19 protein-coding genes and 1 tRNA gene are annotated in these 20491 nt (G+C 57.2%); 6 read left to right on the forward strand and 14 right to left on the reverse strand.

All coding sequences use genetic code 11. The features are described from left to right. Nucleotides 1–267: 267 nt before the first annotated feature. The gene (gene msrQ, locus AC2FLA_RS18300; protein ID WP_496724183.1) at nucleotides 268–882 is read right to left on the reverse strand and encodes a protein-methionine-sulfoxide reductase heme-binding subunit MsrQ; all 615 of its coding nucleotides are present in this window, start codon (nucleotides 880–882) and stop codon (nucleotides 268–270) included. A 4-nt stretch (nucleotides 883–886) separates the two neighbouring features. Next, nucleotides 887–1789, reverse strand: coding sequence for a protein-methionine-sulfoxide reductase catalytic subunit MsrP (gene msrP / locus AC2FLA_RS18305; RefSeq protein WP_496724185.1), 903 nt, complete (start codon nucleotides 1787–1789; stop codon nucleotides 887–889). A gap of 336 nt (nucleotides 1790–2125) precedes the next feature. Between msrP and AC2FLA_RS18310 the strand changes: the two genes are divergently transcribed. After that, a complete protein-coding gene (locus AC2FLA_RS18310; protein WP_496724187.1) occupies nucleotides 2126–2941 on the forward strand; it encodes a cyclase family protein in 816 nt (271 codons plus the stop codon). 96 nt (nucleotides 2942–3037) lie between these two features. Here the strand turns inward: AC2FLA_RS18310 and AC2FLA_RS18315 are convergent, their stop codons facing one another. The 3 genes from AC2FLA_RS18315 to AC2FLA_RS18325 all read right to left on the reverse strand — a co-directional run bounded on the left by AC2FLA_RS18315 (nucleotide 3038) and on the right by AC2FLA_RS18325 (nucleotide 7041). Further along, a complete protein-coding gene (locus AC2FLA_RS18315) occupies nucleotides 3038–3805 on the reverse strand; it encodes an FkbM family methyltransferase (protein ID WP_496724189.1) in 768 nt (255 codons plus the stop codon). A gap of 169 nt (nucleotides 3806–3974) precedes the next feature. Next, the gene (gene clpB, locus AC2FLA_RS18320; protein ID WP_472722286.1) at nucleotides 3975–6593 is read right to left on the reverse strand and encodes an ATP-dependent chaperone ClpB; all 2619 of its coding nucleotides are present in this window, start codon (nucleotides 6591–6593) and stop codon (nucleotides 3975–3977) included. Between the two features lie 127 nt (nucleotides 6594–6720). Continuing rightward, on the reverse strand, nucleotides 6721–7041 hold the full coding sequence (locus tag AC2FLA_RS18325) for a hypothetical protein (protein ID WP_496724192.1): 321 nt from the start codon (nucleotides 7039–7041) through the stop codon (nucleotides 6721–6723). A 149-nt stretch (nucleotides 7042–7190) separates the two neighbouring features. Between AC2FLA_RS18325 and pyrF the strand changes: the two genes are divergently transcribed. Then, on the forward strand, nucleotides 7191–7910 hold the full coding sequence (gene pyrF, locus AC2FLA_RS18330; protein WP_496724194.1) for an orotidine-5'-phosphate decarboxylase: 720 nt from the start codon (nucleotides 7191–7193) through the stop codon (nucleotides 7908–7910). 307 nt (nucleotides 7911–8217) lie between these two features. Here the strand turns inward: pyrF and AC2FLA_RS18335 are convergent, their stop codons facing one another. Continuing rightward, nucleotides 8218–8625 carry an NUDIX domain-containing protein gene (locus AC2FLA_RS18335; RefSeq protein WP_496724196.1) on the reverse strand — a complete coding sequence of 136 codons (408 nt, stop codon included), beginning with the start codon at nucleotides 8623–8625 and terminating at the stop codon, nucleotides 8218–8220. Nucleotides 8626–8713: 88 nt separating this feature from the next. Between AC2FLA_RS18335 and AC2FLA_RS18340 the strand changes: the two genes are divergently transcribed. Further along, nucleotides 8714–9967, forward strand: a complete 1254-nt coding sequence (locus AC2FLA_RS18340; protein ID WP_496724198.1) for a DNA polymerase IV — start codon at nucleotides 8714–8716, stop codon at nucleotides 9965–9967. 2 nt (nucleotides 9968–9969) lie between these two features. On the opposite strand, the gene AC2FLA_RS18345 is transcribed toward AC2FLA_RS18340, so the two are convergent. Beyond that, entirely contained in the window at nucleotides 9970–10830 is an 861-nt protein-coding gene (locus tag AC2FLA_RS18345) for an N-formylglutamate amidohydrolase (protein ID WP_108861831.1), read from the reverse strand. A 149-nt stretch (nucleotides 10831–10979) separates the two neighbouring features. On the opposite strand from AC2FLA_RS18345, the gene AC2FLA_RS18350 reads away from it, so the two are divergent. Then, nucleotides 10980–11054: transfer RNA gene (locus AC2FLA_RS18350), tRNA-Val, on the forward strand. Nucleotides 11055–11147: 93 nt separating this feature from the next. Continuing rightward, the gene (gene ykgO / locus AC2FLA_RS18355) at nucleotides 11148–11273 is read left to right on the forward strand and encodes a type B 50S ribosomal protein L36 (RefSeq protein WP_005648635.1); all 126 of its coding nucleotides are present in this window, start codon (nucleotides 11148–11150) and stop codon (nucleotides 11271–11273) included. A gap of 791 nt (nucleotides 11274–12064) precedes the next feature. Here ykgO and AC2FLA_RS18360 read toward each other — a convergent pair. The 5 genes from AC2FLA_RS18360 to AC2FLA_RS18380 form a co-directional block, all read right to left on the reverse strand. Then, the gene (locus AC2FLA_RS18360) at nucleotides 12065–12892 is read right to left on the reverse strand and encodes an alpha/beta hydrolase (RefSeq protein ID WP_496724200.1); all 828 of its coding nucleotides are present in this window, start codon (nucleotides 12890–12892) and stop codon (nucleotides 12065–12067) included. 3 nt (nucleotides 12893–12895) lie between these two features. Further along, on the reverse strand, nucleotides 12896–13774 hold the full coding sequence (locus AC2FLA_RS18365; RefSeq protein ID WP_472722365.1) for a tryptophan 2,3-dioxygenase: 879 nt from the start codon (nucleotides 13772–13774) through the stop codon (nucleotides 12896–12898). Between the two features lie 63 nt (nucleotides 13775–13837). Beyond that, nucleotides 13838–14866: an L-threonine 3-dehydrogenase gene (gene tdh, locus AC2FLA_RS18370; RefSeq protein WP_496724273.1), complete on the reverse strand. Its 1029-nt coding sequence runs from the start codon at nucleotides 14864–14866 to the stop codon at nucleotides 13838–13840. A gap of 14 nt (nucleotides 14867–14880) precedes the next feature. Continuing rightward, on the reverse strand, nucleotides 14881–16065 hold the full coding sequence (locus tag AC2FLA_RS18375) for a glycine C-acetyltransferase (protein ID WP_496724202.1): 1185 nt from the start codon (nucleotides 16063–16065) through the stop codon (nucleotides 14881–14883). Nucleotides 16066–16174: 109 nt separating this feature from the next. After that, nucleotides 16175–16738 (reverse strand): helix-turn-helix domain-containing protein, encoded by a 564-nt coding sequence (locus AC2FLA_RS18380; RefSeq protein ID WP_058272976.1) that lies wholly within the window; start codon nucleotides 16736–16738, stop codon nucleotides 16175–16177. A gap of 118 nt (nucleotides 16739–16856) precedes the next feature. On the opposite strand from AC2FLA_RS18380, the gene AC2FLA_RS18385 reads away from it, so the two are divergent. Then, the gene (locus AC2FLA_RS18385; protein ID WP_496724204.1) at nucleotides 16857–18032 is read left to right on the forward strand and encodes an acetyl-CoA C-acyltransferase family protein; all 1176 of its coding nucleotides are present in this window, start codon (nucleotides 16857–16859) and stop codon (nucleotides 18030–18032) included. Nucleotides 18033–18128: 96 nt separating this feature from the next. On the opposite strand, the gene ubiB is transcribed toward AC2FLA_RS18385, so the two are convergent. Together ubiB and ubiE are read right to left on the reverse strand one after the other, a co-directional pair. Then, nucleotides 18129–19658, reverse strand: coding sequence for a 2-polyprenylphenol 6-hydroxylase (gene ubiB / locus AC2FLA_RS18390; protein WP_496724206.1), 1530 nt, complete (start codon nucleotides 19656–19658; stop codon nucleotides 18129–18131). Further along, complete coding sequence (gene ubiE / locus AC2FLA_RS18395; RefSeq protein ID WP_496724208.1) at nucleotides 19658–20410, reverse strand: bifunctional demethylmenaquinone methyltransferase/2-methoxy-6-polyprenyl-1,4-benzoquinol methylase UbiE; 753 nt, start codon at nucleotides 20408–20410, stop codon at nucleotides 19658–19660. The genes ubiB and ubiE overlap by 1 nt, the downstream gene beginning before the upstream one ends. Nucleotides 20411–20491: the final 81 nt, after the last annotated feature.

The following is a 20491-nucleotide window of genomic DNA, read 5'->3' on the forward strand; positions in this document are numbered from 1 at the left end:
GCGTCCGGCTGTCTCTCCAACCCGTCCAACCGTCTCTCCGGCCCGTCAGCGCCGCCTCAGCAGCGCCGGTGAAGGGGGTTCTAAGGTTTACCAAACAAAGCCGCAAGCAGAAAATACGATAAACTTGCAAAAAACCGAAAAATCATATTTTGTGGATAAAAAACAATAATTTATGCACCAACAGCCACTCCAATAAATGCGGTCGTCAGAGCAACCGGCGGCGAATTTGGAGCTTTAGACAGAGTTACCCACAGAGTCGGCACCGAGTCAGGCGGAATCGGCCGTACGGAACCGGGTCAGCAGGCCAGAAACCGGAATGCGCAGCAGAATCAGGCTGACGATCAGAGACAGGTAGACCAGCGGTTCGATCTGAAATCCTTTGGCAAGCATAACATAGTGCAGCCCACCCAGAATCGCGGCGGGAAAGACAAGCCGCTGCAGGATGCGCCAACGGGCCCCCAATTTGCGCAGGGACAGGTTGTTTGACGTTACCACCAGCGGGATCATCAGGATAAACGCTGCCATGCCGACTGTAATATAGGGACGCTTCAAGATATCTGCCCAGATTTGACTGGGCAGCTGCACATCCAACACCAGCCACACCAAAAGATGCAGGCTGACATAGGCAAAGGTCAGCACGCCCAGCGCGCGGCGGAATTTGAGCAGGTTCAGCCCAAAGAACCGCCGCAGCGGAGAAACTGCCAACACGACGATCAACAGCTGAAGCGCCAGTTCGCCGTACCGGTGTTCCAACGCCTCAATCGGATCCACGCCCAAACCGCCGGTCAGCCCCTGGTAAAACAGCCAGGGCGCCGGAAGCGCCCCCAGCAAGTAGACCAGCCACACCGGAATGCGGCGCAATATCTGATTCAGCGTCTGCATGGTCTTAGTAGAATTCCTTCAGATCCATACCTTCGTAAAGTCCTGCGACCTCATCTTCGTATCCGTTGAACATCAGCGTCGGGATACGCTTGGCAAAGAGACCGCCGCCAATCTGACGTTCCGAGGCCTGCGACCAGCGTGGATGATCCACGTTGGGGTTCACGTTACTATAGAAGCCATACTCGCGCGGGGCAGACATGTTCCAACTGGTGGGCGGCTCGACATCCGAAACGGTGATGCGGACAATAGACTTGATAGACTTGAAACCGTATTTCCACGGCACCACCAGACGCAGCGGCGCGCCATTTTGGTTCGGGATAGGTTTGTCGTAGATACCAGTCGCCATGATCGTCAGCGGGTGCATCGCCTCATCCAGGCGCAAGCCTTCCCGGTATGGCCATTCGAGGATCGGGAACTGAACACCTGGCATCTCATCGGGTCGGTATGCCGTTTCAAAGGCCACGTATTTGGCGCCTTCTTGTACGCCAGCCATATTCAGAAGGTCCGCCAGTTCAAAGCCATTCCACGGGACCACCATCGACCAGGCCTCGACACAGCGGAATCTGTAGATGCGCTCTTCGACCGTCATCTCGGACATGATGTCCTTGAAGTCATATTCACCCGGCTTGTCGACCAGACCGTCGATCGTGACGCTCCAGGGTTCGGTCACCAGGGTATGCGCGTATTTCGCGGGATCGTCCTTGCGGGTCCCGAATTCGTAGTAGTTATTGTACGAGGTGATCTCTTCCCAAGTGTTGGGTTCAAGAGCTTCCTGCGCCGCTGCCGGTCTGGCCAGCCCCGCCAATCCTACACCCGCCAGGCCGGCCATCACCTGCCGCCGATTCAAAAACGCCGCCTGTGGCGTGACGTCGGCATGTGTCAGTGTATTGGTCCAGCGATGCGCCATTTAAGTCTCCTTGGTAAGCTAGCCTGAGATTCCAGTTAATCCGCTGATACCACACCGCCAAGGCAACATGCGTCACGATTGGGAGAAGAGACTGTAACGTTTCACGCCAAGTCCATACCAAATCACCTCAGACATCCCCAAGGGCGAATTGCGCCAAAACCATTAGCACCTGTCACGCCAAGTTGAACTCGCAACGCCCAATTCGGGCGGAATACCCGGACCTTCAATCTTTACAACTGCTTCACGCAACTTGCAGTCTTGTTGCCAGGATTGGCCAACAGGCCCTTAGATCCGCTGTCCACCCGATTGTCGGGCAAGACTAAAGGGAGAAGACGAATGTGTGACATCTGCGTGATGAACGCGGTCAAAGACCGTATGCTGTCTAGAAGAGGGTTCTTCAAAGCCGCCGCCGCCACTGGTGTGGCCGTTGCCGCCACCGGGGCCAGTGCACCAATTGCCCTGGCCGCTGGCGTGGGCAAGGTTGAGGACATGACCCACACGCTCAGCGCCGATTTCCCAACTTTTTTTGGTGAGCCGGGATATGCGTCCGAACAGGTTTTCAATTTCGGCGAACACGGCTTTAACCTGCAGCGCCTGACGGTCAATGAACACACGGGCACCCATATCGACGCGCCACTGCACTTTTCGGCGGACGGTGCCTCGGTGGATGAAATCCCGGTCTCTGATCTTGTCGCGCCGCTATGCGTCGTCGACATCGCGGCGCGGGCCGCCGAGGATGCTGATACGCTGCTGACCCCGGATGATCTGAAGGCATGGATGTCTGCCAACGGCGACATTCCGGATGGCGCTTGCGTGGCCTTGTATTCCGGTTGGGCCGCGAAAGCTGACAGCGACGCGTATCGCGGTTTCGACGGTCAGGCACAACATTACCCCGGCTTCCACCCCGAAGCCGCAATGATGTTGATCGAAGAAACCGGCGCGCGCTCTATTGCATCAGACACGCTGTCTCTTGACCACGGCATCTCAACCGGCTTCGCAACTCACTATGCATGGCTGCCCACGGGCCGTTTCGGAATTGAGAATATCGCAGGCTTGGATCGTGTGCCGGCCGCTGGCGCGACGATTGTGATTGGTGCCCCGAAACACGCTGGTGGCACCGGAGGACCCGCGCGTATTTTCGCGATGTTGTGATTGCTTTAACTTACCTAGAGAAGCCCACTGTCCCAGTGGGCTCACTTCCATTCGGGTTGCTGGTGATTGCCTCAGAAGTGGGACAGCGGCAGTAGATCAAGTTGTTTTCACATACCAGTCGTCGATTTTGCTTAGATGAGCCCATTTCCGTTTGTACCCATTGGAGGTCAGTAGCTTATACAGATCCTCCCGCATCGGAGCGTTGGAATGCTCAATGCAAATTGTCCTAACATCCCAATTCGAAAAATCGAAATTTTTTAGAATTTCGAGTTCGGAGCCCTCGGTATCGACGGACATGAAATCGATTACCGCAGGAGCACCGGCTTCCTCAAGAAGCTCATTCAAGGTAATCGTTTCTACATCAACCATTTCCGCGTTTTCACGGCCACCATCTCGCTCCTGGCGATCTTCGGGAACAATTTCAGCAACTCTCGACAACTGATTATTCGCGCAGGACAGGAATGGGATCCTTTCACCGCTGCGAGAATACACACATTTATTGGAAACGAAGCATTTCCGGTTGGCTTTCAGAGCGTCCTGAACCACCGGGTTGGGTTCTGCCACAATACCAGACCAACCCATTTCGGTTTCAAGCATGTAGGTATTGCTGTTCTTTATGCCATCCGCACCGCCGAACTCGACGAAGTACCCGCCCTTTTTTCCGCCGCATTCCCAAAGAGCCCATAGGTCCTGAAACATCTGGCTCTTTGATCGGCCCACATGGCCGATCGCGAATTTGAGAAACGAAAAAGGGTCGTCGCCACTCGGCGCAGCGTTACGATAATGTCGGAGCAGCCGAGTAATCGTCCGCGATTGTTTTACATCGATTTCGATATCCAAAGTTGCTGGGCTTTCAAAATTCATAAATCATTCCGAAATCTGAGGCGCACTGCTGACCTCAGTATTTCGCAGATTTAGTTGAATTTGTCCAAAGCAATCCTGCGGCTGACAGCACATATGCCGGCGGTTCGGTTCAAACCACTCAGAATTTGGGTTGCCGAGCGCGAGCTTCCCCGCGCTCGGTCCGATTTCATCAATGCACCACGGCATCATCTGGGCGCGGACGCTCGGACGTGCCCAGTCGGTCGCCAATGATCAGGCCATCGGGTCCGGCGGTTACAGGGACGGTTTCTCCGTCCTTAATCTCACCAGCAAGCAACGCCTCGGCCAGCGGGTTTTGCAAGGCACGCTGGATCACCCGCTTGAGCGGACGGGCACCGAAGACCGGGTCATAGCCCTCGTCGGCAAGCCATTCCTTGGCGGCGCCATCCAAGACCAGCTCGATCTTGCGGGCGGCCAAGCGTTTCTGCAAACGCGCCATCTGAATATCGACAATGCCATCCATGTCTTCCCGCTTAAGCCGGTCAAAGATGATCGTCTCGTCCAGACGGTTCAGGAACTCGGGCCGGAAATGCGCCCGGACCGCGTCCATCACATCACGCTTGGCTTGCGCGCTGTCCGCACCTTCGGGCAACTGGCTCAGCGCCTGAGAGCCGAGGTTCGACGTCAGGATGATCAACGTCTGCTTGAAGTCCACGGTACGGCCCTGACCATCGGTCAGAACGCCATCATCCAGAACCTGCAACAGCACGTTGAACACATCCGGGTGCGCCTTTTCGACCTCATCGAACAGCACGACCTGATAGGGCCTGCGCCGCACGGCTTCGGTCAGCACGCCGCCTTCGTCATAGCCGACATAGCCCGGAGGGGCGCCGATCAGACGGGCAACCGCGTGTTTCTCCATGAACTCGGACATATCGATACGCACCATCGCGTTGTCGTCGTCGAACAGGAAGTTCGCCACGGCTTTGGTCAACTCGGTCTTACCTACACCCGTGGGCCCGAGGAACAGGAACGAGCCCAGCGGGCGGCCTTCGTCGTTCAAGCCCGCACGCGCGCGACGTACAGCATTGGCCACAGCAGTGACCGCCGCATCCTGACCGATCACGCGGGAATGCAGATCGTCTTCCATCCGCAGCAGCTTCTCGCGCTCGCCTTCCAGCATTTTCGAGGTCGGGATACCAGTCCAGCGTTCAACCACCGAAGCGATCTGTTCCGGACGCACCGTTTCCTCGGCCATCATCTGGCTGCTTTCGGCATTTTCGGCCTCGGTCAGCTTTTTCTCAAGCTCTGGGATGACGCCGTAAGACAGCTCACCCGCTTTGGCGAGGTTGCCTTCACGCTTGGCGATCTCCAGATCAGCGCGTGCCTTGTCGAGCTGCTCTTTCAAATCGCGCGCGCCAGCAAGCTTGTCGCGTTCAGCCTGCCACTGGGCGGTCATCTCGGCAGATTTCTCCTGCAGATCGGCCAGATCCTTTTGCAAGGTTTCCAGACGGTCCTTTGAGGCCGCATCATCTTCGAGCTTCAGCGCCTGTTCCTCGATCTGCATCTGCAGAATCTGGCGATCCAGTTGATCGAGTTCCTCGGGCTTACTGTCCACTTCCATCCGCAAGCGAGCCGACGCTTCATCGACTAGGTCGATTGCCTTGTCGGGCAGGAAGCGATCAGTGATGTAGCGATGCGACAGGGTCGCTGCCGACACCAAAGCCGAGTCCGAGATACGCACACCATGGTGTAGCTCGTACTTTTCCTTGATGCCGCGCAGGATGCTGATCGTGTCCTCGACAGTCGGCTCCTGCACCACAACCGGCTGGAACCGGCGCGCAAGGGCCGCGTCTTTTTCCACGTATTTGCGATACTCATCCAGCGTGGTCGCACCGATACAGTGCAACTCACCTCGCGCAAGCGCAGGCTTGATCAGGTTCGCAGCGTCCATCGCGCCATCGGATTTACCAGCGCCCACCAATGTGTGCATCTCATCAATGAACAGGATGATTTCACCGGCGGCCTCGGTGACCTCGGTCAGAACAGCTTTGAGGCGTTCTTCGAACTCACCGCGGTATTTTGCACCGGCGATCAGTGCACCCATATCGAGCGCAAGCAGCTTTTTATCTTTCAACGACTCCGGTACGTCGCCGTTGATGATGCGCAGGGCCATGCCCTCGGCAATCGCGGTTTTACCGACGCCGGGCTCACCGATCAGAACCGGGTTGTTCTTAGTACGACGCGACAGAACTTGCATCGAGCGGCGGATTTCTTCATCCCGCCCGATGATGGGGTCGATCTTGCCCTCAGCCGCAGCCTCGGTCAGGTCGCGCGCGTATTTCTTGAGCGCGTCATAGCCTTCTTCCGCCGATGCGGTGTCAGCCGTACGACCCTTGCGGATGTCATTGATCGCTTCATTCAGCTTTTGCGCAGATACGGCACCGGCTTCCAACGCCTCTTTGGCCTTGGATTTCACCATGCACAGCGCCATCAGAACGCGCTCGACGGGCACAAAGCTGTCGCCTGCTTTGGTCGCGATTTTCTCGGCTTCTGCAAAAACCTTGGCGGTCTGGCCATCCATGTAAATCTGGCTCGCATCACCGCTGACCTTCGGAATCTTAGACAGCGCGGCGTCCAGCGCTTCGACCACGCGGGTCGGCGCGCCGCCGGCGCGCGTGATCAGGTTGCTGGCCAGCCCCTGATCGTCATCCATCAATGCTTTCAAAAGATGTTCGGGCATCAGTCGCTGGTGCCCCTCGCGCAGCGCAATCGTCTGCGCCGCCTGCACGAATCCCCGTGCCCGCTCGGTGAACTTGTTCAAGTCCATAGTATTCTCCTTTTCCTAAGCGCCCTGAATGTGATGCGCCCGCTTGGCGGCACGCGTCGGTCTGGGCCTCACATTCAATCTGGGAAATATCTTTGTTCATTCAAGAGGCTGGCGCGCAATTTCAGACTTATCGTCGAGGTATGGAATAGACGGTGTAGCCACCGGTCTGCGCAACCTCGCGCGCGGCGTACATGTCCACCAGCGATTGCGCGGCGTCGCTGCCCGTCGGGCAGGAAACAAGGTCTGCTGCATCATCCAGAAAATTGACCGTGAACGACGTCTCACCCGTCAATTGGCAGTCATCGTCGGTCGAACGGTACCCCCCCACCAACCGCAAATTGTCATTGGTCGGAGATTTGATGACCGTATCTGCCGCCTCATTTTCTAGTGGCATATCCTGACATCCCACCAAGATCAGAATAATCCCAACTCCAAAAACCTGTTTCATAGTTCCCCCATCGAAAATTCTTGTGGATGGTCGGCACCATATCACAGTTGGTCCAAAGCTGCGTGATCTCGATCACCCGCGCGCCCTGCATGGACACAGCCGCCCGAAACCGCTAGGACGCAGACGTTTGCCAAAAAGGAGCCTGCCCCATGTCCGATGATCGCCTGATCGTAGCCCTAGATGTTCCCAACGCCCTGCAGGGGCTGGCCATGGCCGAACAGCTGGGCGACAGCGTTTCCTTCTACAAGATTGGGCTGGGCATGCTGACCGGTGGCGGGCTGGCATTAGCCAATGAACTGAAACAGGAACACGGCAAGCGCATCTTTTTGGACATGAAGCTGTTCGATATCGGCAACACCGTCGAAAACGCCGTTCGCGGGCTGGCGCAGTTCGATCTGGATTTCCTGACAGTGCATGGTGATCCGCATGTGGTTCGAGCCGCGAAAGAAGGGGCCGCTGGCAAAGACCTCAAGATTTTGGCCGTTACCATCCTGACCTCGCTGAACCGCGACGACCTGGATGCCAGCCTTCTGAAAGAGGGCGACGTTCAGGATCTGGTTGTCGAACGCGCTGCACGCGCGCTTGAGGCTGGTGCCGACGGCGTCATCGCCAGCCCGCAAGAAGCCGCGCTAATCCGTGCCCTGCCCCAGGCCGAAGGTCGTCTAATTGTGACCCCTGGCGTCCGCCCCGCAGGTGCCGCGCTTGGCGATCAGAAACGCGTTGCTACACCCGCAAATGCCGTCGCAGATGGCGTGGACCACATCGTCGTGGGTCGACCTGTCTATCAGGCTGACGACCCTAAAGCTGCTGCCGAGGCAATCCTTGCCGAATTGGCTTCACCGCAGGCAAAAGCACCGAACAGGGCTTAATTCTCGACGCCTTGCAGGTTAAAATTTTTAGGGTTTGATGCCGGATGGCCGCGTCCGCGCAGGCAATTACTGTCGATTTCCGCGACTCAAGCAGTTGACCTTACGTCACTTTTTGCCATTTCCGCGCCAAATCGTCCCTGTGCCCCAAAACACACATGAGATATGCGAGTTTTCTCTGTGTGATCTGGATCCTATCTAAATCCCGGAATTTGCGCGATTCTGGGGACGTGATACTCCCCGCGGACCATCTCTTCCTGAGGTCCGTCACCTCCCCCCGCCAATCGCGGGGGGTCTTCTTCTGAAAACCTCACATGTCAAAAGACGGCCTACCTTGGACCAAGTACTCACGTAGGCGGATCGCGAAATTCGGCACCGCCAATGCATTCTCAAGGTAAATGTCCGGCGACATCAAACACCATCCCTGCCCCTCATCGCCAAACCTAATCAGGTTGACGTCGCTGGTTGGCCGGTGTGCTGCGAAGAACCAGTTTTGCCCATACATGCGCGACCAGACGAAGTCAGCCTTGGCGAGGTTCAGACCGACTTCTTCCAATGTTTCGCGCCTGACGCATTGCAGCGGCGTTTCTGCCCCTTCGCGCCCACCGCCGGGAAAGTCGAAATGGCCCGGGAATGGAATGTCCTTCTTGTCGTCCCGTTGAATCACCAACAGGTCCGATCCAAGAAACAGTGCGACCTTCGCCCCCGTGAATTGCATGAGCGCTTTCTCTTTGCTGCCCGACCAGATAAATTTTAGCCAGTAACGCCTGATATGACAAAGCGCATAAAACTGAGATGTAAATGTAATGCCCGCTTTATGCCGCGACTGCTTTTCGATTCTGGAACAGGAAGCGCGCTGCCCTTCCTGCGGCAGCCCGCGGATCAAGACGCACCCCGAGCTTTTCGATCTGTCCATCGCGCATATGGATTGCGACGCATTCTATGCCTCGGTTGAAAAGCGGGACAATCCCGATCTGGCCGACAAACCGGTGATCATCGGAGGCGGCAAACGCGGTGTCGTCTCGACCGCTTGTTATGTGGCGCGTATTCGGGGCGTCCGCTCTGCGATGCCAATGTTCAAAGCCTTGCAACTGTGTCCGGACGCCGTTGTCATCAAGCCTCGCATGTCGGTCTACGCCGAGGTGTCACGCCAGATCAGAGCCATGATGGACGAATTGACTCCCGTGATCGAACCGCTGTCACTGGACGAAGCATTCATGGATCTGTCCGGTACGCAGCGACTGCATGGCGCGCCACCTGCGGCCATGCTGGCAAGGCTGGTTAAGCGGATGAAGGACGAACTGGGTGTAACGGGCTCGATCGGTCTGTCGCACAACAAGTTTCTAGCCAAAGTCGCCTCAGATCTGGACAAGCCGCGTGGGTTTTCAGTTATTGGAAAAGCTGAGACCGCCGAGTTTCTGTACGACAAACCGGTGCGCCTGATCTGGGGTATCGGACCAGCGGCACAGGAATCGCTGGATCGTGCCGGCATCCGCGCCTTCTCGGACTTATTACGCTGGGATCAGGAGGCACTGACAGCCCGCTTCGGATCTATGGGGTATCGGCTATGGCATCTGGCGCGCGGTCAGGACAAACGGCGCGTGTCTTCGCACGAACCAATGAAGTCGATCAGCAACGAAACCACTTTTTTCGAGGATACAGCCAGCCTGGACATCCTTGACGGGCATCTGTGGCGCATGTCCGAAAAAGTTGCGGATCGCGCCAAAGCCAAAGAGCTGGCCGGACGGGTCGTAACCCTGAAACTCAAACAAGCAAACCACAAGGTCATCACCCGACGTGTCTCGTTGCGGGACGCCACGCAGATCGCAGACCGCATCTACCGCACCGCACGTGGGCTATTCGATCAGGTCGGCGACAAAGGGCCATATCGTCTGTTGGGTTGCGGAATATCCGATCTGTGCCCCGAAGATCAGGCGGACATCTCGGGAGACCTTTTGGATCCCGACGCGTCAAGGCGGTCTCAGGCGGAACGCGCAACGGATGAAATCCGGCGCAGATTCGGAACGGATGCGATTGTCAAAGGCCGGGCTTTGCGCTGAGGTTACTCAGCCGCCAGACGCAACGGATCGCGGCCAATACCCGAGATTTCCCGTATGACCTGCCGCAATACGTCCTGAAACGCAGCGAAATTGCCGTTCGGCGCGATTTTGACCTCATCCATATACAGAGATCGGTCGATCTCAACCTGGATAGCGTGCTGATTGCGCCCGGGCCGCCCATAGGTCTGTGTCACGTAGGCGCCCGCGAAAGGCGCGTTGCGCGCCACGATCAGACCCGCCGAGGCAAACGCGGATTCGATCCGGTCCACAATCTCGGTCGAAGCCGAAGCGCCAAACCTGTCACCCAACACGATCTGCGGGCGCTGGGACGTGGTCGTGCTGGCCATCGAAACCGCTTCATGCGGCATCGAATGGCAATCAATCAAAATGGCCTGACCAAAAGCGGCGTGCGATTCGGCCAGCAGCGACTTGAGACGCGCATGATAAGGACGCCAGCAGGTGTCGATGCGCAAACGCGCCTCATCCATCGTTAGCTTCCCGCGATAGATTGCGCGCCCATTGGCGACGACCCTGGGAATCACGCCCAGCCCCGAAGCGACACGCGGGTTATGCCCGTGGCGACGCGCGCCTTGGATCAAGGCCGGGTCCAGCTCCTCAGCACTGCGATTAAGATCCAGATAGGCCCTTGATTTTGTTGCGGATATTAGGGGCGCACCATGGTCAGTCGCTGCGGAAAACAACTGATCCACGAATGCATCTTCCGAAGATCGAATCACATTCTGGCTCAGAACCGTCCGGTTCAGCATCGCTTCGGGGTAGTTCCGGCCACTGTGAGGAGAAGAAAATACAACGCAAGACGTGCGCTTGACGGGCATATCCAATACGTAAGCAGCGTTCTTCATGGTGACTCCTTGTTCGCATTGAACATAGACCGGAAAATAGTTCTACCAAACCCCTTGAACCCCTTTGCGACTCCTTTTATAGACCCCGCTACCGGCGCGGGGTTCCGCGCCCCATTTCGTTATGGGGCAGGGCAACGCAAAGGTTAAGTGGGCGGTTAGCTCAGCGGTAGAGCACTTCGTTGACATCGAAGGGGTCACAAGTTCGATCCTTGTACCGCCCACCATCTATTCACTGTTTCGGGTCTGACCCGGGACACCCGCAAACCCAGGCGCTGGCCACGTCCTTGATGAAGGCGCCGCAGATTGGAGACAGACCCATGAAGGTCAAGAACTCGCTCCGCTCGCTCAAGAACCGGCACCGTGATTGCCGTGTTGTGCGTCGCAAAGGCCGCGTCTACGTGATCAACAAGACGCAGCGCAAGTTCAAAGCTCGCCAGGGCTAAGAACTGCACTCCACCAAATATTAAAGCCGCGCTTTCGAGCGCGGCTTTTTTTGTTGGCGATGTTAATGTCCGCTATGCGAACCACGCTGCCGTTTTGCGGTTGAAGCTTCATCGCTAAACAGTAGCGACGCTACCCATCGCTGTACAACATTGAAATCACGCCCTGATCCCACTCAAAATAGACCCACACGCCATGGTCTGCCCTAATTTGAATACGGTCTTCCGAGTTAGGTGCTGCGCCAGTTATCAAGTTGGTCGCGTCCCAATCCAATCTTGGGTTAGAAAGACCACTTTGGATGTACTCAATGAAATGATTCATGTCCGCTCGACTTCCAGTAGCTTGAAAATCAACTGTAAAATCAATGAGGCCATCGTAGTTACATTTCGTGACTACAGCGTTTTCGGGAAGGTTTCGAGCAACCGGGCACGAATTTGGAAATCTGCTGTATCTCCAGTCTTCGCTGGCCATCCAAGCTACCAAACCGATTAAAACGAGACCAAAGATGGCTGCAACTGTCTTCACTCGACCCAGTGATTTTTTCCGCATAGGATTTAACTAGAGAATAGCTTCTGTTTCCACAAGGCGGTGCGACTAGGCGGGTTTAGAATAGGAACACTGGGCTCGGAACTGACCTCGGTGCAGTTGCAACAAGGCCCCCCTGCCCCGCTAATCACTGAAACGTGGTCGGCTCGAACCGGGCGTTCGAAGCTTGGCTACAAAGGTAAGGTTTGTAATGGTTGTGTTAATTTCCGGGAAAAATACCAAATCAGTTGATTTTCAATGCCTTTGACTACCGATTTGCCGGCAAAAACGTCCCTCGATGCATGATGATATCGAAGTGCTGCATGCCCTTTAGCAAATCGAAACTGACCGAATGCCCGCCTTTGCGCAGGGCTTCCGCATAATCACGGCTTTGGCGGATGAATTCCGGCGTGTCCCGTTCCGCCACTGTCACGTGATAGCGTGGGCCGGGGGGTGGCAGGTGCAGGATCGGGGACAGATCATGTACCTCGACCGGGGTCAGCTGCAGCGGGTCGTTCACCGAGGTCAGGCTGATCGGTTCCAGATCATAGACGCCGCTGATCAGGATTACATCGCGCACGCGCAATCCCGCGCGGGCCAACGCATCCGCCGAGGTCGCCATGACCATTGCCACCAGATGCGCGCCAGCACTGTGCCCCGATAGCGTGATCCGCGACGGATCAAAGCCCAGATTGAACGCGGTCTCTGCCAGCCAAAGCAGGGCATCGCGGCATTCGTCGACCATCTGATCCAGCCGCGCATCCGGGGCCAACGTGTAATTTAACGTGGCAAAGGATTGCTCGGCCTCAATCAGCGCAGGAGCCATCATCGCCGATTCGCGCTGGCTGAGCGCTTGCCAATACCCGCCGTGAACAAAGACGTGCAGAGGCGCGCCTGCTCCTTTCGCGGGAAAGAAATCCAGCACTTGCACCGGCGAATCGCCATAGGCGACGTTTTCCTTCACGTCCATCCTCGCGCGGTGCTGCGCGCTGAGTGCGGTATAGCTGTCTAGATAGGGTGTCAGATCGCCACCGATCATCGAACTGGGGGAGTACTCACGCTCCAGCTCATCCTGAGAGAACCCTCGATACAGCATCGCCTACTCCTGCCCTGCATACATCAGTTCGGTGCGCACATCGTAGAGGTCGTGGAAGAAGCGTAAATCCAGGGCCTTGCGCAGAAAGGACACGCCGCTGGACCCACCCGTGCCGGGTTGGTTGCCAATCACGCGTTCCACAGCCGTGACATGGTCAAAACGCCAGCGTTGGAACAGAGATTCGACGTCCATCAGCTTTTCGGCCAATGCGTATAGGTCCCAATACTTGTCCGTATCGCGGAACACCTGCCCCCAAATCTTCACCACGCGGTTGTCGCCGGAATAAGGCTGCGCATAGTCCCGGTTCAACAAGTCATCCGGCACATCGAAACCCTGACGGGACAACATATGCAGCACCTCGTCATACAAGGACGGTTTCGTCAGTGCGGCGTCTAGCATCGCCATCACTTCGGGATCATGTGCATGAACCTTCAGGGTCGAGGCATCCTTGTTGCCCAAAATGAACTCAATCTGACGATAGCCGTAACTTTGAAAGCCCGAAGAACTACCAAGCGCCTCGCGGAAGGTCATATAGTCGGCCGGCGTCATGGTCAGCAGCGTTTCCCAAGCCGAGATCAGTTGCCGCTGAATCGCCTTGACCCGGTCGAGGTTCTTCATCGCGGGGCCGAATTCGTCCTGTTGCAGGAACCGGCGCACCTCGACCAGTTGGTGGTGCATCAGTTTTAGCCACAGCTCGCTGACCTGATGGATGATGATGAACAGCATTTCATCCGGCTGCGCAGGGTCCTGGAACGTTTTTTGCAGGTTCAACAAGGTCTTGAGCTGCAGGAAGTCGCCATAGCTCTTGCGATGGGTTTCCGCGAAATCGGTGACCAGAGTGTCCTCGATCCCGCGTTCCAGATACCGGTCCTTGTCGCCCATGTGCTCCTCCAAACGCCCGAGTTCACCCCTGTTTAGGGTCTGATCCCGCGCAATTCCAGAGCGTTAAGTCCAGTCCAGAACAACTTTGCCGGACTGACCTGATTTCATCGCGTCAAAACCTGCGGCGAAATCGTCGACCTTCATCTGGTGCGTAATGACCCGGCTGACGTCCAGACCGTTCTGCAACATGGCGATCATCTTGTACCATGTTTCGAACATTTCACGCCCATAAACACCTTTGATGGTGATGGCTTTGAAGACGATACGGCTCCAATCCACCGGGGATTTTCCGGGGGGAATACCCAGCAAGGCGATTTTGCCGCCCATCACCAACGCCTCGACCATCTGGTCCAGTGCAGCTTGCGAACCGGACATCTCCAAGCCAACGTCAAACCCCTGCTGCATACCAAGCTCGGTTATGACGTCTTGCAGGTCTTCCTTGCTGACATCCACGGACCGCACGGTGGGCACGACGTGTTCAGCCAGCTTTAGACGATCCGGGTTGATATCGGTGATCACCACATGCCGCGCGCCGGCATGCCGGGCGACAGCGGCTGCCATGATGCCGATAGGGCCTGCGCCCGTGATCAGAACGTCTTCGCCCAGCAGGTCGAAGCTGAGCGCGGTATGAACGGCGTTGCCCAAAGGATCGAGAATGGCTCCGATTTCGTCAGGTACGTCTTCAGGCAAGGGTACCACGTTGAAGGCAGGAAGTTTCAAGTATTGGGCAAAGGCCCCCTGTTCATTCACACCAATGCCCCGTGTACCAGGATCCAGATGGAACTTGCCCGCGCGGCTTTGGCGACTGTCGGTTGTGATCAAATGACCTTCGCCAGAACAGCGCTGGCCGATCTCCAGACCGGTGACATTACGCCCGATTTCGACGATCTCACCCGCGAATTCGTGGCCCGTGATCATCGGGATCGGCACTGTGGCCGCAGCCCAGTCATCCCAGTTCCAGATATGAATATCCGTTCCGCAGATGCCGGTCTTGTTGATGCGGATCAGAACCTCGTCCGCGTCGATTTCGGGCACAGGGGCCTGCACCATCCACAGGCCTTCCTCGGGTTTGGATTTCTCCAAAGCTTTCATTGTGTTGGGGCGCATCAGATCACTCCCAGTTCTTTGCCGACCTTGCCAAAGGCGGACAGCGCACGGTCCAAATCGTCCTTTGTTAGAGCCGCATTCATCTGTGTTCTAATCCGTGCCTGACCACGTGGGACCACTGGGAAAAAGAAGCCCGAGACATAGACGCCTTCGTCGAACAGGCGCGACGCCATATCTTGCGCCAGCTGCGCCTCACCCAACATGACTGGAATGATCGGGTGTTCGCCTGGCAGGAGGTCAAAGCCCAGATTTTCCAATCCTGCACGCCAGTACTTCGCGTTGCCGAACAGTTGCGCGCGCAGCATGTCGCCCTCTTCGACCAGGCGGATTGCTTCCAATCCGGCGGCGACGATGGAGGGTGGCAGCGAGTTTGAGAACAGATAGGGCCGTGCCCGCTGCCGTAGCAGGTCGATCACTGGCTGCGGCCCGGCGATGTAACCGCCGATAGCCCCCCCAAGTGCCTTGCCCAAGGTTCCCGTCAGAATGTCCACGTCGACACCGAAGTGATCCGGCGTGCCCGCCCCGCTTGGCCCCATGAAGCCGGTGGCGTGGCAGTCATCCACCATGACGATCGCATCGTATTTGTCCGCCAGCTCGCGAATTTTTGGCAGGTTGGCCAGATAGCCATCCATTGAGAACACGCCATCGGTCGCGATCATGATGTGCCGAGCACCATCCTCGCGCGCTTGTTTCAACCAAGCCTCAAGATCGTTCATGTCATTGTTCATGTACCGATAGCGCTTGGCTTTGCACAACCGCACACCGTCGATGATCGAGGCGTGGTTCAGACTGTCCGAGATGATGGCGTCTTCAGGCCCTAACAAGGGCTCAAAGAGGCCGCCATTGGCATCGAAACAAGCTGCGAACAGGATCGAATCGTCCTTGTTCAGGAATTTGGCCAGCCTCTGTTCCAACTCACGGTGAATGTCCTGCGTACCGCAGATGAAGCGGACCGAAGCCATGCCGAACCCCTTGGGTTCCATCGCGCCTTTGGCGGCCTCTATCAGAGCAGGATGATCGGCCAGGCCAAGGTAGTTGTTGGCGCACAAGTTGATGACCTTCCGGTCGCCCACCGTAATCTTACCGCCCTGAGGCGAGGTGATCATTCGTTCGCGCTTATACAGACCCTCAGATTCGATCTGCGCGAGGGTGTCCGTAATGTGGGACAAGAATGCATCTGCCATGGCGGTCTCCGTTTATCTGAGTCGCATATCTAACATAGCGGACATAATTCCCAAATAGGGGAATGACAATATACGGGAAAAATTTCCGTGAATACGGATTTTGCAGGTGTCAGGCGTTTTTAACGATCAGGAAGACCCGCGCTGCCCCGTTAGCAACAATCGAATGCGCGACATCCGCCGCATAGCGTGCGGTATCACCCTTCTGCAGATCACTGACAGCCGTACCGGAGGTCACACGAACGGCACCTTCCAGCACGGTCAACTGCTCTCTGGCTCCACGGGCGTGAGGCTGGCTGTTTAGTGCGCCGTCTTTGTCAAACTCAATATCGTAGACCTCGTGACCACCGGCTTCCTCGGGCGGTGAAAGAATGCGAATCCGGCAGTTTTGGCCCATGTTGTCGATACTGGGCACCTCGGATTTCCTAAGGACTTCGATCTGGTTCGTGCTGTTCGCTTCCTCCAGAAGACCCGCGAAATCCACCTGTAGCGCACGGGTCAGGTTCCACAGGGTCGAGATCGTTGGGCTGCTTTCGCCCCGCTCGATCTGACTGACCATCGATCTGGATACGCCGCTAAGATTTGCCACGGCTTCAAGCGACAGGCCCTTGGCTCTGCGCGCCTCTTTCAGGCGTGCGGGCAGGCGTGTCAGGATATCATCTGGGTTTTCCGTCATGACGGAATCTCATGCGCGTTTGTCCGTCATATGTCAATTCTGCTTGTGACGGTACGTTCCATGGGACAGCCTGATGCCGCAGATGCATAGTGCCGTCAAATTCCGGAGGAGTAGAGACATGAAAGACATCGTGATTCTTGATGGTGCCCGCACCGCGATTGGTACGTTTGGCGGGGCGCTGGCATCAACCGCGCCGATTGATCTTGCGACCGTGGTGACAGAAGCGGCGATGGAACGTTCAGGGGTCGAACCGACCCAGATCGGCAGCGTTGTTTTTGGCCACGTGATCAACACCGAGCCACGCGATATGTACCTGTCGCGCGCCGCTGCAAAACAAGCGGGCATTCCGAACGAAACACCTGCGATGAATGTGAACCGCCTGTGCGGGTCCGGGGCGCAGGCGATTGTGTCCGCTGTGCAGTCTCTGATGTTGGGTGATGCAGAATTTGCCGTGGCTGGAGGTGCCGAAAGCATGTCGCGCAGCCCCTACATCGTTCCTCAGGCCCGCTGGGGTGCGAAGATGGGGGATGTTAAATCGCTCGATATGATGCTGGGTGCCCTGAATTGTCCCTTTGGCACCGGTCATATGGGTGTGACAGCCGAGAACGTGGCGGATGAACATCAGATCACGCGTGAGCAAATGGACGAATTTGCCCTTGCCAGCCAGACCCGTTCGGCAGCGGCAATCGGGGCCGGCTATTTTCAAAGCCAGATCGCGCCGGTGCAGGTCAAAGTCAAACGCGACATGGTCGATTTCACGGTCGACGAACACCCCAAGCAGACCTCGGCCGAGGCGCTGGCAGGGCTGCGTCCGGCGTTCAAGAAGGACGGGCGGGTGACTGCCGGTAATGCATCAGGCATTAACGACGGTGCAGCCGCGATGGTTCTGGCAACGGCAGAAGCTGCTGAGAAAGCGGGTCTGAAACCCAAGGCGCGCATTCTTGGATATGGTCACGCCGGTGTCCGTCCCGAGGTTATGGGGATCGGACCGGTTCCGGCCGTTCAGAACTTGTTGGAGCGCACAGGCCTGTCGATCGAGGATTTTGACGTAATCGAAAGCAACGAAGCCTTCGCCTCGCAAGCCTTGGCCGTAAACAAAGAACTGGGGCTGGATGCCACCAAGGTGAATCCGAACGGGGGCGCAATTGCTCTGGGCCACCCGGTTGGTGCTACAGGCGCGATCATCACCCTTAAGGCATTGTACGAACTGGAACGTATAGGCGGGTCCAAAGGGCTGGTCACCATGTGCATTGGTGGCGGACAGGGTATCGCCATTGCCTTCGAGCGGATCTGATCCGGATCGGGCAGTGGGGGGCTGTCTGCCCCCCATCGCTCTTGCGCGCGATTCCCCCCGAGGATATTTTGGCCAGGTGAAACTGGCGGATTTGCCTTAGGTGAAGGCCGTTAGGAGCAGGACAATTGCGGCGCCAGCAGCGGCGCCGATGGTTGCCGGAAGAATGGCTGCCGATAGGCCTTTGTTCTGGGCGTCGTCCTTGTGCGTCTGCGCGATCAGCGCATTTTCCACCAAAGCGGGCAGGCGCGGGCCAAAGCGGGCCAGCACCATGGCGGTTTTGCCAAAATCCCGTAGTGCTGCGCGGGGGCCGATGGATTGCTTGATGTAATCTTCAACAACCGGACGGGCGACTTCCCAGATGTTGATGCGCGAGTCCAGTGACCGCGCCACACCTTCGACGACCACCATTGTCCGTTGCAACAGGATCAGTTCCGTGCGGGTTTCCATGCCGAACCGTTCTGTCACCTCGAACAGGTAATTCAGTAGGCGTCCCATCGAAATATGAGTGGCATCCATGCCAAAGATAGGCTCTCCGACCGCGCGCAGGGCGCGGGCAAACTCATCGACGTCCCTGTCGGCAGGGACATAGCCGGCTTCGAAATGCACTTCGGCCACGCGTTTGTAGTCGCGGCGAATAAAGCCAAAGAGGATCTCGGCATAAACCCGGCGGGTATATTCGTCGATATGACCCATGATGCCATAGTCGTAGGCAATGATGTCCCCATTGGCCGCGACCTTCAGGTTGCCCTGATGCATGTCAGCGTGGAAAAAACCGTCTCGAAGTGCGTGCAGCAGGAACAAGCGCAGCACGCGTTCCGCCAGATCGGCGCGGTCGTGCCCGGCGGCGTCCAGCGCGGCATTTTCGCCCAGTGGAACGCCGTCGGCCCAGCTGAGCGTCATCACACGGCGGGCAGACAGGGACCAGACGACCGGGGGCAGCCAGAAGCCTGCGTCGTTCTTGGTGTTGGCCGCATATTCCGACGCGGCTGCGCTTTCCAGCCGCAGGTCGAGCTCGCCGCGTACGACGCCGTCGAAATGTTCGATCACCTCCATCGGGCGCAATCGGCGCGCACCGGGGGCAAATAGCTGTACGATACGAGCGGCGAAATAAAACGCGTCAACGTCTTTGCGGAAAGCGCGTTCAATGTTTGGGCGCAGAACTTTGACCGCCACGTCTTCGCCGGTGCTAACCAGTTTAGCCTTGTGGACCTGAGCAATCGAGGCCGCGGCGATGGGTTCACTGAACTCGCTGAACATTTCGGATACCGGCTGGCCCAGTTCCTTTTCAACCTCGGCCATGGCTTCGGCTTTGGAGAATGGGGGAAGCTTGTCTTGCAGCACGCGCAACTGTTCGGCCAACTCATCCCCGACCACATCGGGACGAGTCGACAAAACCTGACCAAACTTGATGTATGCCGGTCCAAGCGCCGTCAGCGCCCTTGTGGCGGGGGGCATGTCAGGATCGCCTTTGTAACCCAGCCATTGGAACGGTTTTCCCAAAGCATGCGCCAGAAACCGCAGTGCACGCGGCGCTTCGAACGCATCCAGCACGACGTTCATAGCACCCGTGCGTTCGAGAGTGGCGCCTGTGCGGATCAGGCGAATGATGTTGTGTGGTCCGCGCATCAGATTTTCCAGCCAGAATGCAGCGCGGCGATGCCCATGCTCAGGTTGCGGTACTTGGCATTTTCAAATCCGGCCGCGCGGACCATGCCCAGAAACGTTTCCTGATCCGGGAAATTGCGGATCGATTCGACCAAGTATTGATAGCTGTCGTAGTCATTGGCGATGAGTTTCCCCATGCGCGGGATGACGTTGAAGCTGTAAAGATCGTAGAGCTTTTGCAGCCCGTCATTAGGCAATTGACTGAATTCCAGCACCATCAGGCGGCCGCCGGGTTTCAACACACGGAATGCTTCGTTCAGGGCCTCTTGCGGGCGGGTCACGTTCCGGATGCCAAACGAGATGGTGTAGACGTCGAATGTGTTGTCGTCGAAGGGCAGAGCCATCGCGTCGCCGACCACCCAGTTCAGGCTGTCGGCCATCTGGTCGGCCTCGGCGCGCTGTCGGCCTTCGACCAGCATCGGTTCGGTCAGGTCCAGCACGGTAGCATGGCCATAGCCGGCGCGTTTCAAAAAGCGGAACGAGATATCTCCGGTGCCACCTGCGACATCCAGCAGGCGCTGGCCTGGGGGCGGCGCAAGCCAGTCCATCATCGCGTCTTTCCAGACCCGGTGAATGCCCATCGACATGACATCGTTCATCACGTCATATTTCGAGGCGACCGAGTTAAACACGCCCTGTACACGCCCGGCCTTTTCAGCCTCACGTACGGTTTCGAACCCAAAATGAGTGGTCTTGTCGCTGTTGTCGGACATTTGCCTTGCCGTTCTTCGAATTTCGCCTCTGTTATAGGGCTCTGGAACCGGGGCACAATGCGGCCCTTTGGAATAGGAGCC

The organism is Ruegeria sp. CDSA033, assembly GCF_059612305.1.

Excerpts from the sequence above, each read along its gene's own strand:
- AC2FLA_RS18380 (WP_058272976.1), bottom strand. The coding sequence starts at position 16,738 with ATGACGGAAAACCCAGATGATATCCTGACACGCCTGCCCGCACGCCTG.
- AC2FLA_RS18345 (WP_108861831.1), bottom strand. The coding sequence starts at position 10,830 with ATGAAGAACGCTGCTTACGTATTGGATATGCCCGTCAAGCGCACGTCT.
- AC2FLA_RS18385 (WP_496724204.1), top strand. The coding sequence starts at position 16,857 with ATGAAAGACATCGTGATTCTTGATGGTGCCCGCACCGCGATTGGTACG.
- AC2FLA_RS18325 (WP_496724192.1), bottom strand. The coding sequence starts at position 7,041 with ATGAAACAGGTTTTTGGAGTTGGGATTATTCTGATCTTGGTGGGATGT.
- AC2FLA_RS18340 (WP_496724198.1), top strand. The coding sequence starts at position 8,714 with ATGCCCGCTTTATGCCGCGACTGCTTTTCGATTCTGGAACAGGAAGCG.
- ubiB (WP_496724206.1), bottom strand. The coding sequence starts at position 19,658 with ATGCGCGGACCACACAACATCATTCGCCTGATCCGCACAGGCGCCACT.
- msrP (WP_496724185.1), bottom strand. The coding sequence starts at position 1,789 with ATGGCGCATCGCTGGACCAATACACTGACACATGCCGACGTCACGCCA.
- AC2FLA_RS18310 (WP_496724187.1), top strand. The coding sequence starts at position 2,126 with ATGTGTGACATCTGCGTGATGAACGCGGTCAAAGACCGTATGCTGTCT.
- clpB (WP_472722286.1), bottom strand. The coding sequence starts at position 6,593 with ATGGACTTGAACAAGTTCACCGAGCGGGCACGGGGATTCGTGCAGGCG.
- AC2FLA_RS18365 (WP_472722365.1), bottom strand. The coding sequence starts at position 13,774 with ATGGGCGACAAGGACCGGTATCTGGAACGCGGGATCGAGGACACTCTG.
- pyrF (WP_496724194.1), top strand. The coding sequence starts at position 7,191 with ATGTCCGATGATCGCCTGATCGTAGCCCTAGATGTTCCCAACGCCCTG.
- ubiE (WP_496724208.1), bottom strand. The coding sequence starts at position 20,410 with ATGTCCGACAACAGCGACAAGACCACTCATTTTGGGTTCGAAACCGTA.
- AC2FLA_RS18315 (WP_496724189.1), bottom strand. The coding sequence starts at position 3,805 with ATGAATTTTGAAAGCCCAGCAACTTTGGATATCGAAATCGATGTAAAA.
- AC2FLA_RS18375 (WP_496724202.1), bottom strand. The coding sequence starts at position 16,065 with ATGGCAGATGCATTCTTGTCCCACATTACGGACACCCTCGCGCAGATC.
- AC2FLA_RS18335 (WP_496724196.1), bottom strand. The coding sequence starts at position 8,625 with ATGCAATTCACGGGGGCGAAGGTCGCACTGTTTCTTGGATCGGACCTG.
- tdh (WP_496724273.1), bottom strand. The coding sequence starts at position 14,866 with ATGAAAGCTTTGGAGAAATCCAAACCCGAGGAAGGCCTGTGGATGGTG.
- AC2FLA_RS18360 (WP_496724200.1), bottom strand. The coding sequence starts at position 12,892 with ATGCTGTATCGAGGGTTCTCTCAGGATGAGCTGGAGCGTGAGTACTCC.
- ykgO (WP_005648635.1), top strand. The coding sequence starts at position 11,148 with ATGAAGGTCAAGAACTCGCTCCGCTCGCTCAAGAACCGGCACCGTGAT.
- msrQ (WP_496724183.1), bottom strand. The coding sequence starts at position 882 with ATGCAGACGCTGAATCAGATATTGCGCCGCATTCCGGTGTGGCTGGTC.